Source organism: Pseudoxanthomonas sp. UTMC 1351 (genome assembly GCF_040948865.1).
Lineage (GTDB): Bacteria > Pseudomonadota > Gammaproteobacteria > Xanthomonadales > Xanthomonadaceae > Pseudoxanthomonas_A.
This window is the reverse complement of record NZ_JAVGJT010000008.1, coordinates 168821-181741: the sequence shown is the minus strand read 5'-3', so window position 1 is coordinate 181741 and position 12921 is coordinate 168821. Positions and strand designations below refer to the sequence as shown.

Annotated in this window: 11 protein-coding genes; 2 read left to right on the top strand and 9 right to left on the bottom strand. The window is 64.1% G+C overall.

Annotated features, from left to right (window positions below):
• The first annotated feature begins 73 nt into the window (after positions 1-73).
• Complete coding sequence (locus AB6O04_RS06685; protein WP_368563055.1) at positions 74-904, top strand: META domain-containing protein; 831 nt, start codon at positions 74-76, stop codon at positions 902-904.
• A gap of 267 nt (positions 905-1171) precedes the next feature.
• On the opposite strand, the gene AB6O04_RS06680 is transcribed toward AB6O04_RS06685, so the two are convergent.
• From AB6O04_RS06680 to AB6O04_RS06640, 9 genes are all read right to left on the bottom strand, one after another.
• Positions 1172-1786, bottom strand: coding sequence for a YbhB/YbcL family Raf kinase inhibitor-like protein (locus tag AB6O04_RS06680; protein ID WP_368563054.1), 615 nt, complete (start codon positions 1784-1786; stop codon positions 1172-1174).
• Positions 1787-2237: 451 nt separating this feature from the next.
• Positions 2238-4307: a tetratricopeptide repeat protein gene (locus tag AB6O04_RS06675; RefSeq protein ID WP_368563053.1), complete on the bottom strand. Its 2070-nt coding sequence runs from the start codon at positions 4305-4307 to the stop codon at positions 2238-2240.
• A gap of 176 nt (positions 4308-4483) precedes the next feature.
• On the bottom strand, positions 4484-5473 hold the full coding sequence (locus AB6O04_RS06670) for a YheT family hydrolase (protein ID WP_368563168.1): 990 nt from the start codon (positions 5471-5473) through the stop codon (positions 4484-4486).
• 123 nt (positions 5474-5596) lie between these two features.
• Positions 5597-6391 carry a lysophospholipid acyltransferase family protein gene (locus AB6O04_RS06665; protein WP_368563052.1) on the bottom strand — a complete coding sequence of 265 codons (795 nt, stop codon included), beginning with the start codon at positions 6389-6391 and terminating at the stop codon, positions 5597-5599.
• A gap of 214 nt (positions 6392-6605) precedes the next feature.
• Positions 6606-7055 carry a hotdog fold thioesterase gene (locus AB6O04_RS06660; RefSeq protein WP_368563051.1) on the bottom strand — a complete coding sequence of 150 codons (450 nt, stop codon included), beginning with the start codon at positions 7053-7055 and terminating at the stop codon, positions 6606-6608.
• Between the two features lie 246 nt (positions 7056-7301).
• Complete coding sequence (locus AB6O04_RS06655; RefSeq protein ID WP_368563167.1) at positions 7302-9227, bottom strand: phospholipase D family protein; 1926 nt, start codon at positions 9225-9227, stop codon at positions 7302-7304.
• A 161-nt stretch (positions 9228-9388) separates the two neighbouring features.
• Positions 9389-9964, bottom strand: a complete 576-nt coding sequence (locus AB6O04_RS06650) for a YceI family protein (protein ID WP_368563050.1) — start codon at positions 9962-9964, stop codon at positions 9389-9391.
• Positions 9961-10437 carry a histidine phosphatase family protein gene (locus tag AB6O04_RS06645; RefSeq protein WP_368563049.1) on the bottom strand — a complete coding sequence of 159 codons (477 nt, stop codon included), beginning with the start codon at positions 10435-10437 and terminating at the stop codon, positions 9961-9963. The genes AB6O04_RS06650 and AB6O04_RS06645 overlap by 4 nt, the downstream gene beginning before the upstream one ends.
• A 71-nt stretch (positions 10438-10508) precedes the next feature.
• Entirely contained in the window at positions 10509-11141 is a 633-nt protein-coding gene (locus tag AB6O04_RS06640) for an AAA family ATPase (RefSeq protein WP_368563048.1), read from the bottom strand.
• 242 nt (positions 11142-11383) lie between these two features.
• Here AB6O04_RS06640 and AB6O04_RS06635 point away from each other — a divergent pair, with 242 nt between their 5' ends.
• Positions 11384-12865: an AAA family ATPase gene (locus AB6O04_RS06635; RefSeq protein WP_368563047.1), complete on the top strand. Its 1482-nt coding sequence runs from the start codon at positions 11384-11386 to the stop codon at positions 12863-12865.
• Positions 12866-12921 lie beyond the last annotated feature (56 nt).

Genomic DNA, 12921 nt, shown 5'->3' with positions numbered 1-12921 from the left:
CCGCTGGCACGCGTGTTCACCCCGCGCTACCCTGCCGCGCGTTGGAATCATTCAACTTCATAAGGAAATCTCCATGACCCGTGCCCTACTGCTGATGCTTCCGCTCGCCCTGGCCGCCTGCACGCACCCGACACCGGAGTCCTCTTCCCCATCGACTGCACAAGCCAGCGCCACCACACCGACACGTTCCGCGAGCGCAACGAATATCGATGCGACGGTGCTTGTCGGCCATCATTGGCAGCTCACTGATGCGGTCACTGCCCGCGGTGAGCAGCGCGTCGAAGCGCTGTTCCCCAGCCCCGGCAAGGCGCTGCAGTTGGACTTCGCCGACGGCAGGCTCAGCGCGTCCGGTGGTTGCAATGGCATGAGCGGCACCTACACCATCGAGAAGGGAACGCTGAACGTCGGTACATTGGCGCAGACTCAGATGGCCTGCGAGCCGAAGCTGATGCAGGCCGACCAAGCCATCAGCACCGCACTAAGTGCAGCGCCGGACATCAGCATCGAGAATGGCTCGACGCCGACATTGACGCTGCGCACCGCGGGAGGCGACAGCCAAGTGCTGACGTTCACCGGCAAACCTACTGCCCAGACGCGTTATGGCGGCACAGGCGAAACGATCTTCCTGGAAGTCGCGGCAGAGACGAAGCCCTGCAACCATCCACTGATCCCTGACAAGCGCTGCCTGCAAGTGCGTGAGCTTCAGTACGACGCGCAAGGCCTGAAAACCACAACGGGCGAATGGCGGAATTTCTACGAAAGCATCGAGGGCTATTCCCACGAATCCGGCATACGCAACGTATTGCGCACGAAGCGCTTCAAACGCAATCCAGTGCCCGCCGACGCCTCCTCCGAAGTCTACGTGCTGGACATGGTGGTTGAATCGGAAGTGGTGCAGCCGTAAGGCTGTCAGATTACGGTCGCGACTCACGTCGCTCCCACAGATCGCAGGCAGCTACCTTGTGGGAGTGGTGCCGGCATGCCGGCACCGGTGAGTCGCGACCGTGGACACAACCAGACATTGCCCTCGCCTACCGCGGATATGCCCGATCAAAGAAAACGCTTTTATCCGCGCTTATTCGCGTTGATCCGTGTCTAAAGCTTTTTAGATTTTAGTCGCGAGTCACCGGTGCCGGGCATGCCGGCACCACTCCTACAATATCCAGAACACTCAACCAATCGCTTTCGGATTCAACGCATACGTGCCATGCATGGTCGCTTCGGCCAGCACATGCTGGTGCATGGCGCGGAAAACGTCCGCGGCGGTGAAGCGTTCCGGCAACGGCAGATTTTCCACGTCCAGCGCGAACAGGCGGAAGAAATAGCGATGAACCCGCAGGTCATTGAACGGCGGATACGGGCCGTCGTAGCCGAAATAATCACCACCCATGTCGGCATTGCCGGCGAACCAGCCGGTGTAGTCGTTCAAACCTTGTCGCGAACCGGCCGGCCCCGGCGGATTCTGCTTGCCTTTGGCGGTGATGGCGTCGCTGCATGAGCCCGCTGCAATCCCGCGCACGTCGGGGACGATGTCGATCACGACCCAATGAACGAACTCGGTGCGCGGCTGATCGACCGGAATTTCCAGGTCATCGCGGCCGACGGTTTCCGGCACCGTCGGCGCGTCCGGATCGATGCACAACAACGCGAGCGATCGGGTGCCTTCCGGCACGTCATCCCAGGCCAGGTGCGGGTTGCGGTTCGGCGCGAAACCGTCTGGCTGGCCCATAGCGAATTCGGCAGGAATACGCTGGGTGTTTTCGAAACTATCGCTCCAGATACGCATGATCGTTCCTGTTGAGTGGAATTATGGCTTGTTCGCGCTACTAGGATAGGCCACGTTGCTTCTCAGTCTTGCCAAGGGCTCGCTCTTGTAGGAGCGGCGTCCCGCCGCGAGCTCTTTCCGTCAGATCGCGATACAAGCGAAAGTTCGCGCCGAGGACGCGCTCCGCGCCCCGGCAACCCCTCGGCGTGCGCGATCAAAAGCGCGCCGCAGCGCGACCGGATAGCAGACGCTCGGGCTTCAACTGCTCTTGGCTCTATCGCGATCTGACGGAAAGAGCTCGCGGCGGGACGCCGCTCCGCGCCCCGACAACCCCTCGGCGTGCGCGATCAAAAGCGCGCCGCAGCGCGTCCGGATGGCGAACGCTCGGGCTTCAACTGCTCTTAGCTCTATCGCGATCTGACGGAAGAGCTCGCGGCGGGACGCCGCTCCTACAAAGGCCTAACAGCGGGCCCTAGTTTTCCGGGTAGCCCAACCGTACGGCTACCGGAGTCAACGCGGCGAAAGGACTGGCCAGCGCGTCCGCATAGTGACGCCAATGTCCTTCCACGAATCGCTTGTTGCCGGACGACGGCGGTGCCGGCAGCTGCATGCCCAGGGCCTCGCCGATGGCGGCGGATACGGCCGCGGCATCGTCCTTGATGGCGTCCATCCGGATCAGCCGGTGCGGGTATAGGTCTTGTGCGTGCAGGTCGGCAATCTGGATGAATAACTTCGCAAGCCATTCAGCCGCGGCTTGCTGGTCGGTCAGCGCCAGCGGCGCGGGCGAACCGAACGCCAGCCAGTCCAGAAAGGCGTCGCGCGGATCGCGTACGGCGATCAGCAGCAGAGCCTCCGGCAGATGCGGTCGTAGCGCATGCAGCAACGCGTTGTCCCACCACAGCAGCCAATCGATGAGCGTGCCATCGGCCGCGTCGCGCGCCGGCAGGCCCGCACGCCAGTCAGCGATCAACGTCTCGCCGTGGAGTTCGCCGGACGCCAGCGCCGCGGGCGTGTAGTAGCTCTGGAGGCGGTCCTGCGGCGGACTGGGGCTGAAGCGATCAGCGCGCAGCTTGCCACCGACAGCACTCAGCACGCCGGCGACCGATTCCACCACCGAACCTGGCGCGCCCCACAGGAACAAAGGACGCGGCCCCGGCGTTTCCGGCACCGGCGCGAGCGGCGGCCATTCGCGAGGCGCAGCTGTCAACGGCCATAAAGGCAATCGTGAAGGCGCCAGTTCTTGCGCCACCGCCGACCAGGTGGCGGCGGCATCGGCATACCGGCCTGCGCGGTCCTGCACGAAACCCAGCCAGCCGCGCAGGCTTTGCTTGACTTGCGGATCCTGCGCCCGCTCCATCAGATCTTCCACGCGCGAAATTGCCGCGGCCGGATCACGCTGCAACAAGCTATCGACCAAGCGCTGCTCGCCGCTGCTGCGGCCTGGCTCCAGTTCAACGATCTGGCGCGCGATGACTTCGGCCGCGTCGGTTTCGCCGGCGAAATCCAGTACCGCCATCTGCGCTTCCAGCGCCGGAATATGCGCCGGCATGGCGGAGACCCAACGCTCCACCACCGCGCGCGCTTCCACGCTGCCGACCGCTTCGAACAGCAGCCGCGCCAGCCACAATTCGTGCGAGTCGGACGTGGTCGCCAGCGCAGCATCCAATGTGGCGCGGGCATCATCCTGCGCGCCCAGGCGACGCCAGGCTTCGATGATGGCCAGCAGCGTGTCGCGGTTGCGCGGTTGTCCCGCCAGCGAGGTGCGCAGCGACTCCAAGGCGGCTTCGTTCTGCCCGGCAGCCAGGCGCAGATGTCCGGCATAGCGGTGTATTGCCGGATGAGCGGTGGGCCCGGACAGCAGCGGGGCCAGTTCGTCGGCAGCATCGCCGGGACGGCCTTGGCGGCGGACAAGGTCGGCGATCAGGCTGTGCAGGTTCTTGGCGGCCGGGTTCTTCTCGACGATGCCGCGGAACGCTTGCTCGGCGAAAGCCCAGTGACCCATTTCCATGTGGATGAAGCCCAGCGCGTAACGCAGCTGCGCGTCTTCCGGTGCTTGCTGGATCGCCGCGGATACCAGGCGCAACGCGCGATCCGCATCGCCGCGGCGCAGCGCGACCATGCCATCGATGGCGGCCAGTTGCGGATGGTCCGGCGACACGCGCCCGGCCAAGCGGTTCAGGCGTTCGGCTTCTTCCAGGTCGCCGCGGCCCAACGCCAACTGCGCCTGCATCAGGTAGGCGCTGAACTGATTGGGGTCCAGCCCGCTGGCGGTGTTCAGCGCAACCTGCGCTTCATCGGTGCGGCGGGTGCCGATCAACACGCCGGCGCGGGCCAGGTGCAAATCGGCTTCCTGCGGTGCAAGTGCGATGGCTTGGTCGATGCTGGCCAGCGCGGCTTCGTTCTGGCCACTCTGCTGCAACGCCGCTGCCAACCAGCGGTGCGCCTGGGCGTCGTCCGGGTGCTCGGCCACCAGCGTCTCCGCCGCGGTCAGCGCTTCGGTATTGGCGCCGCGGCGCAGGGCATCGATGATCTTGTCGTACATGGCGCTACCGGTACTGGGCAAACGCCTATTGTATCTGTCAGGGATCAGGGGCCAGGGAAAAGCCAGAGCGTGCGTCGCTTTTGGCTTTGGCCTCTGGCCTCTGGCCTCTGGCCTCTGGCCTCTGGCCTCTGGCCTCTGGCCTCTGACCTCTGACCTCTGACCTCTGACCTCCGCCCCTAACCCGCAGCCGAGGCCAACCGTTCGGCCACCCAGCGCTCGGCGAAGCCATCACAGGCCGCGTTCTCGATGAAGCAGCAATGCCCGCCCCATGGCGCGATCTCCAGCTTCGCGCTTTCCGGCAGCTGCCAGTCGCGGAAGGTGGAGAACGGGATGACTGGATCGTCCTCGGCCATCAGGATGTCGGCCGGCACCTGCAGCCCGGCCAGCCGTGCGCCGCCGATGGAATAGCCTTCGAAATAGGCTTCCAGCGATTCGAAGGTGGTATGCCGGCGCACCAACCAGTCGGTGAGCGCACGGATATCCAGCGCCAGCGTGGCGTTGTCGAAATCGTGCCGGTGCGGGAACAGCTCGCGCTTGCGGATCAGCGAACTGCGCCATTTGCGGGTGAAGTACCAGTCGTACAACGCCGGCCCCTGTTCGATGCTGTCCATGGTGCTTGCCGGATCCAGCACCGGGCAGACCGCCGCCACCCGCGCCAGCGCCAGTCCCGCCATTGGCGCGCGCAATGCCAGGCGCAATGCGAAATTGCCGCCCAGCGAATAACCCGCCACCACCATCGGACGCGCATCAAAGCGCGCGGAAATATCGGCGGCGGCGTGCACCACTTCATCCAGGCGGTTGGAGTGGAACAGATCTTCGTTGAGGTGATGGGTGTTGCCGTGGTCGCGGAAATTCAGCCGGAACACTTCGAAACCGCGGCTCAGCATCTGCGCGGCGGTCAACCGCATATAGCTGGACTCCGCGCTGCCTTCCCATCCGTGCAGCAGCAACGCCAGCCCCCGCGATCGCATACCCGGTATCGCGCTATGCCAGCCCTGCAGGCGGACGCCGTCGCCGCCATCGACGATATGTTCCGTGGTCATGGCGCCGGTATTGGCCAGCGCGCGCATGCCACGCCGCAGGCGCAACGGACTGGATCCCAGCATCGATTGCATATGCGGGTTGCGCAACCAGCGGGGCGGACGATAGTCGGCGGCGGTCACCATGGGCGTGGAGGAGCGAGGTGTCATTGCGGGTCAAGTCGGTGCATTGGCTTCGAGTATGCGCCCGATCGCCGAGTTCCATTTTCCACAGCGAACCGCGACGGAACGGTAATGACGAAGCAGGTCTTATTCACCCATTGCCTTCACGATGCGCTCACGCGACAGCTCGGCGATCCGGCGGCGACCATCCAGGTCGGTGACGCGGATAGGTTCCAGAAAACAGATGTCGGCGGAGCGCGCGGGTTCACCCAGCAAACGTACGAAATTGGCGAAAAAGCTTTCCTTCGGCCCGAACGCCACCACCGGTTGCGCGCTGCCGTGCGGTCCGTAACGCAGCGCGACCGGTTGCACCGGCACATCGGCTTCCACCGCGGCCAGGAAGATGCGCGCATGGAACGGACCCACTGCGTGGCCGTCACGGGTGCGGCCTTCCGGAAACACGCCCACCGAGCGGCCCGACCGCAACCGCTTCAGCATTTCATGCAATACGCCGCCCAGCGATTCCTGACTGCCGCGATGATGGAAGATGGTTTCCCCACGCGCCGCCAACCAGCCGACCACCGGCCAGTTGCGGATTTCGTGCTTGGCCACGAACCCCATCATGCGCTGGCTGTGCAGGGCTTCGATATCGATCCAGCTGACGTGATTGGCCACGAACAGCGCCGGACCGGGAAACGGTCTGCCCACGCGGCGCAGGCGAAAACCAAAGATCCGCATCAGCCCCGCGGACCAGGCCCGTACAGCGAAATGCTCCAGCCGTTCCCCATCCACGCGAATGCCTGCCAGCACCGGCACCATGCATAACAGGGTCAAAGGCAGGAAGAACAACAGATGGATCAGCAGCAGCGGCACGCGGTACAGATAGCGAAACGCACGCGCCAAACCGCCGCTACCAGCGGCAGGTGTGGAGAGATTACTCATATTCGCCCACGATACCGGATGGGCCGTGCCAGCGGAATGGCTGGGGGTCAAGAGCTAGAGCGGGAACAGGGAACGGGGAACAGGGAATGAAGAATCTCAATGCCTGACGGACTACGGTGCTGGCTGAACCTACCGCTTTGCAGGGGTTGGGGAAACGGGGAGTGAAAGTTCAATGCCACCGGTAAGACGGCGAACCATCAGGCACCGGGGTGCCTCATTCCCGGTTCCCCGTTCCCGGTTCCCGGCTCTTCTGCACCACCGCCAAGGTAAGCCGCGAAATGCACACCGGCTTGCCGGCTTCATTCTCGATACGAATCTCCCAGACCTGGGTGCTGCGACCGATGTGCAGCGCACGCGCGGTGCCGGTCACCACGCCTTCGCGAACCGCGCGCAGGTGGTTGGCGTTGATTTCCAGGCCCACCACCTGTTCCTTGGCGCTATCCACGCACAAACCCCCGGCCATGCTGCCCAGGGTTTCAGCCAGCGCAACCGAGGCACCGCCGTGCAGCAGGCCGAACGGCTGCCGGGTACGCGCGTCCACCGGCATGGTGCCGCGCAGCCAGTCGTCCCCGGCCTCGGTGATGACGATACCCAGATGGCCGACTAGCGAGTCCTTGGCGTAAGCGTTGACGGCGGCGAGGTCGATGGGGGCGCGGAAGGTCATGGTGGTGTCCTTGGGCTGGCGGAACAAGAAAAGGGAATGTTTTTTTCCTTCTCCCTCCGGGAGAAGGTGCCCGGAGGGCGGATGAGGGAACGGCAATGACTCGTCAAATGCTTTTGCTACAAGCGGACACTCCATTCCCTCATCCGTCGCTGCGCGCCACCCCCGCCTTCGCGAGGGCAGGCTCTTCTCCCGGAGGGAGAAGGAAAAGAACTTTCTTTTCCGCTCCCTATTTCCGGTTCCCAGCTCTCAAAGAATCGGCACCAATCCCGCCCCAAACGCTGTCAGCACCCGGGTATACAACCACTTCGGGCCAACGTTCACTTCGGGGAAGTCGCCGACGGCGACATAGCATTTATGGAACTGCGGGTCCTTGGCGGAAACGGGAAAGGCGCATTCCGGCCCGGGCCTGAACTCGTAGCTGGTGGCGTAGCGCCAGGGCCAGACGTCGAACAGTGGCAGTGCTTCGGAGACCTTGCCCAGGCTGTAGTCCAATCCAGAGAACACCGGCGGTTTGGCGCGAGGAGCGATCACCCAGGAGTTCTCGGGGCGCATATCGCGGCGAATGCTGGCCGCAAGCGCCTGCGCGAAGGCTTCGTCTTCGATCACCACGGCCGCTTCGGTGTTGTAGTTTTCCGAGCGCGGATCGAAGTTGTGCGTGCCGATCACCCCGATGCGGTTGTCGATCACCATCGACTTGGCATGCAAGCCGATGCGCACGCCAGCGCGCTTGAGCGGCAGCGGCTCGGTGGCCGCGCCACTGCTGAGGAAGGACGGCCGCGCCTCGGTGCGCTGCAGCCGGCGGGTGGTTTCGCCGGCCTTATCGCCGGAGCCGGAAGAAGAGGCCCCCGCTACAACCGGCGGCGCGATGGGCGGCCCTTCCGGCATCAGTGCCGCATAGTCCACCGGTGCATCCAGTGGAAATGGCTTGTATTCGAATATCTGAAAGCCGAACTCTCGCAGGTACCGGCGTTTGTACTTGAACGACATCGAGTACACGACAGGGTTGTCGGTCGCCGCCAGGCTGTTGGTGGATACCACCACGCTGGGCGGCGGCTTCCGCTGGCGCATTTCGCGGAACAGGTTCTGCGCCTGCTTGGACATCACCAGATAGGGTGTCTGCAGCAATATTTCCGATTGGGCCTGGGCCATCAGCTGCTCCAGCGGTGGAATCGCCGACGTGCCGTTGTGGACGTGGCCTGGTTCGTTGCCTGGCTCGCGCCGATGCTTGCGCGGCAGATCGGCCATGTATTCAACCCGGCCCACGGCGAACGCGGACCGCACGAATTTCTGCTCGATGATGTCCGGATCGTTGGCGGCCTGCGACAGCGCCTCGACACGTTCCGGCCGCAGATAGCGCGCAGGCGGCAACGCCGGTACGCCCTCGCGCAAAAGGATGCGGCCGACATCGTTGAGGCGTTCGACCGGCACACTGCGGCGTGCGTTCCAGAATGCCTCGAAGTTGGTCGCCATTTCGCGCGCCTCGGGCCCGGCCACCAACACATCACGGTCACGGAAGTTGTACTCGGCATCCCAGTCGTAATAGTCGTCCTGATAGTTGCGTCCGCCGCTGAAGCCCAACCGCTCATCTACCAGCAATAACTTGGTATGCATGCGCTGGTTGAAGCGGCGAAAACAGCACAGCACGCTGCCGGCGTAGTCGAAATAATTCAACTTGGCTTTGTGGAAACTGGGGTTGTAGATGCGCAGTTCAAAATTCTTGTGCGCGCCCGACAACGCCGCCAGGATCTGCAGGTCAGCGATGGCCGACAGCTGGTCGATCAGCACCCGCACCCGCACACCGCGGCGCGCCGCGGCCAACAACTCATCGATGACCAGACGCGCGCTGTCGTCTTTGTCGAAGATGTAGGTTTGCAAGTCGATGCGCCGCTGGGCGCTGCGAATCAGATTGATGCGCGCCAGCAACGCGTCCTGGCCCTGGTCCAGGATGACGGCATAGTGACGCGGTGCGGTCGATGTGGATTGTGCGAGCGCCCGATCGCCCAGCGCATACAACGGCGAGGCCAGTGCACAGGCATCAGGCCGGTCGCACTCGACTTCTTGCGAACGCTCGGCTCCGGCAATGACGGCTGCGTTGGCGCGCTGCTTCTGCGACAGCCCCGCGCAGGCGCTGCACAACAGCGCCAGCCACAGTACCGCGCAGCGCGCGGCCAGCGAAAGAACCTGTTCACGATCCTGCTGCGCTCGGCATGCGGCCCGCGTGCGGTGCGCGCAATGCTCACGTATCCCACATACGCTGCGCTTGCTCCGCTCCGCCACGAGCCGCCTGCCTTCGCTCGCGACGGATCGTAAACAGGTTCTGAGGGCATTGGCATTCACTCCACCGCCTCGTTCCGCACTCTTGCGCGCAACACGAACACCACGCGGTCGTTCACCGCCAACATCCAGTCGTCCATGTCGTAATCGCTGCGCCGTACCGCGCCGGTAGCTACCACATCGCACTCCTTGGCGGGCCGTTCGCAGGTCGCGGGCTCCACCGTCAGGCTTCTAGGGCGGCTGATGCCGCGAATAATCAGATCGCCCGCCAGCTCACCGCCGTGCCGCAGCAACTGCGCATCGTACGGCTTGGACACGAACACCACCACGGGGTAGCGATCCGCGCCGAAGAACTTCTCGCTGCGCGCCCATTCGGTGTAGCGCGGATGGCCGACGATCTCCACCTGCCGGGTGTGCATGCGCAGCTGCACCTGCTGCCGGCCGTCAGCCAACGTCCTCACCTCTCCCTCGTAGTGAGGAAAAAGGCCTTCCAGTTTCTGTCCCCAACGGGTGCGAAGCTCGAATCCCAGGCGTGTGTGTTCCGGGTCGAAACCGCTATTGCTGGCCGATACCGGCCAGATACCCCACATGGTCAGCCAACAGATCGCCAACAGGCGGCGAAAGTTCGCCGTCATGGCCACCAAAATTGGGTCAGGCTAGCCACTCCGGGCTCTATCAGCTTGTCTGCCGGGAGATTCAGTACCGCCACCGATGCCGGAGGCATGCCGCGGTAGTCGGTCGACTGGCCGGTGTGCATCAACGCCACCAGTTTTTCGAAGCCGGGGTTGTGGCCGACCACCATCAGGCGATCCGTGTCGCGGTGGCGGTCCAATACTTCCATCAGCTTGCCGGCGGTGGCCTCGTAGATGCCTTCTTCCAGACGCTGCTCGACATAACCGATGGCGGCGAGCACCGCCTCCAGCGTCTCCCTCGCCCGCCGTGCTGGCGAACAAAGCACGACATCAGGCGTCAAGCCCTGGTCCTTGAGCCATTTGCCGGCCGCCTCGGCTTCGGCCAGGCCTTCCGGCGAAAGCGGGCGATCTAAATCGGGCTGCCCGGTCGTCGCCGGTTCTGCGTGCGCATGGCGCAGCAGGATCAATTCACGCATGCAAACCTTCTCCTATGCGGCTGAAACGTGGTTGTGGCTTGGGATGGAAGGCCCATGGGCCGTAACCCGCGTTATGCCTTTTTGATCCACTTGAACAAAGGGTCCCAATCGGACTGGTGATCGCGCACCTGCGCGGATTTGTAGTCGAACAGACTGCGCCCCAATCCCACCAGAACGACGTAGGCCTGGGTATCGCGCAACTGCGCCACCACCGGGTAAGGCCAGCTTTTCAGCATTTCCAGCGCCTGCTGGGACGTGTTGGTCCAGGGGCGGCTGCGGTTGAGCACCAGGCCGACCGGCAATTTGCGCTTGTGGATGCGCTGCACCTTGGACAGGGTGTTGAGGAAGCCGACGGTGGCTTCGATGTCCAACGCTGAAGGCAGCACCGGCACCACCACGGCGTCGGCATGCTCAAGGAAACTGTCCAGGTCGACGGCCATCGACCCGGCCGCGGCGTCAATAACCACCCGCTCGGCGTCTTCAGGCAGGGAGGACAGCCAAGGCCGTTTCCGACTGGCGTCGATCGGCAGCACAGCACTTTCCATCTCCGACCGTCGCTCGGCCCAACGGGTCGAAGACCCCTGCGGGTCGGCATCCACCAATACGGTTCGTTTGCCCTCCAGCGCGAAATTCGCGGCCAGGTTGGTCGCTATCGTGGACTTGCCGGCACCGCCCTTGGAGCTGGCGACCAGAATCGTCTTCATGCGCACACCTCAGTTGCCCGGGAAGCCGCAGGGTACACCGGGCGGGGGGGCGAGCGGGAATGGGTAAAAGCCGGGAACGGGGAACAGGGAACGGGGAATGAAGCCGCATGGACGTTTCGTCGACAGGAGCTGCCCGGATCGATGCGGAGCACAGGAGCTTTCAGCAGCGGAGATCCGTCATTCCCCGTTCCCCGCTCCACCGCCCACTGCTATCGTTCCGCTTCCCACGGAACGGCCACCCCATGAGCGAGCTGCAAGACCTCACCGCACTGATCCGCGCCAACACGCCGCTGATCGTCATCGAAACCCAGGACGAAGGACGCGTCATCGAGTTGTTCCGCCAGGCCCTGTCGCAGGTCTGGCGGGCGCTGCACCGCTGGAGCATCACCGAAGGCCTGCGCCGGCTGGACCTGGACCGGGAGGACGAGCCGCAGGGCCCACCGGATGCCAGCGCCGCGCTGCAGGCGATCAAGCAGGCCGATCAGCGCGGCATCTATCTATTGTTGGATTTCCATCCGTACCTGGGCTACGCCAGCAGCCAGCGCCAATTGCGCGACATCGTGCAGCGCCGTCATACCCTGCCGCACGTGCTGGTGCTGGTGGGCGCCAAAGTGGAACTGCCGCCCGAACTTGAGGCGGTGGCCGTCAGGTTCAATCCGCGCCTGCCCGACGCCAATGCGCTGCTGAAATTGGTGCGCGAGGAAGCCGAGCACTACGCACGCGAGAACGGTGGACGGCGCGTGGAAGTGGATGGCGAAGCGGTGAAGCAAATCGTGCGCAACCTGCAAGGACTCAGCCTGACCGACGCGCGGCGCATCGCACGCCAGCTGATCTTCGCCGACGGCGCGTTGAACGCGAACGACCTGCCACAGCTGGCCAAGCTGAAATTCGAGCTGTTGAATCGCAGCGGCCACCTGCACTACGAATACGACAGCGCGCGCTTCGACGATGTGGCGGGCGCACGCCGATTGAAGCGCTGGATCGAACAACGCCGCAGCGTCTTCGTTTCCGGTAGTGCGCCACCCGGTTTGGACCCGCCCAAAGGCGTCTTGTTGTTGGGCGTGCAAGGCTGCGGCAAATCGATGCTGGCCAAGGCGACGGCCGCCGGTTTCGGCGTTCCCCTGCTGCGCCTGGACTTCGGCACCTTGTACGACAAGTACCACGGCGAAACCGAAAAGAACCTGCGTGCGGCACTGGCGTCGGCCGAACAGCTGGCGCCCTGCGTGCTGTGGATCGACGAAATCGAAAAAGGTGTGGCGACCGGTGGCGAAGACGGCGGCGTGTCGCGCCGTGTGCTGGGTTATCTGCTGACCTGGATGGCCGAACGCAAAGCACCTGTCTTCCTGGTCGCCACCGCCAACCAGGTACAGGACCTGCCAGCGGAATTGCTGCGCAAAGGACGCTTCGACGAGATCTTCTTTGTCGATCTGCCCAGTCCTGATGCACGGGTGGAGATACTGCGCGTGCACCTGGCTCGCCGCCAGTTGGTTCCCGAGGACTTCGCGCTACCCGCGCTGGCCGCCGCGTCCGCAGGCTTTTCCGGCGCCGAACTGGAACAAGCCATCGTCGCCGCGCTCTACACCGCGCATGCGGAGCAGAAGCCACTGGACACCGATCTGCTGATGCAGGAAATCCGCCAGGCCAAACCGCTGTCGGTATTGATGGCCGAACAAGTAGAAACCCTGCGCACCTGGGCAATCGAACGCACCGTGCCGGCCGATTGAAGCACTGGCTAAATGATCCCCCGTAGGAGCGGCGTCCCGGCGGCAGGAGCGGCGTC

Coding starts and splice junctions, on each gene's coding strand:
- AB6O04_RS06685 (WP_368563055.1), top strand. CDS start 74: ATGACCCGTGCCCTACTGCTGATGCTTCCGCTCGCCCTGGCCGCCTGC.
- AB6O04_RS06680 (WP_368563054.1), bottom strand. CDS start 1,786: ATGCGTATCTGGAGCGATAGTTTCGAAAACACCCAGCGTATTCCTGCC.
- AB6O04_RS06675 (WP_368563053.1), bottom strand. CDS start 4,307: ATGTACGACAAGATCATCGATGCCCTGCGCCGCGGCGCCAATACCGAA.
- AB6O04_RS06670 (WP_368563168.1), bottom strand. CDS start 5,473: ATGGTGACCGCCGCCGACTATCGTCCGCCCCGCTGGTTGCGCAACCCG.
- AB6O04_RS06665 (WP_368563052.1), bottom strand. CDS start 6,391: ATGAGTAATCTCTCCACACCTGCCGCTGGTAGCGGCGGTTTGGCGCGT.
- AB6O04_RS06660 (WP_368563051.1), bottom strand. CDS start 7,055: ATGACCTTCCGCGCCCCCATCGACCTCGCCGCCGTCAACGCTTACGCC.
- AB6O04_RS06650 (WP_368563050.1), bottom strand. CDS start 9,964: ATGACGGCGAACTTTCGCCGCCTGTTGGCGATCTGTTGGCTGACCATG.
- AB6O04_RS06645 (WP_368563049.1), bottom strand. CDS start 10,437: ATGCGTGAATTGATCCTGCTGCGCCATGCGCACGCAGAACCGGCGACG.
- AB6O04_RS06640 (WP_368563048.1), bottom strand. CDS start 11,141: ATGAAGACGATTCTGGTCGCCAGCTCCAAGGGCGGTGCCGGCAAGTCC.
- AB6O04_RS06635 (WP_368563047.1), top strand. CDS start 11,384: ATGAGCGAGCTGCAAGACCTCACCGCACTGATCCGCGCCAACACGCCG.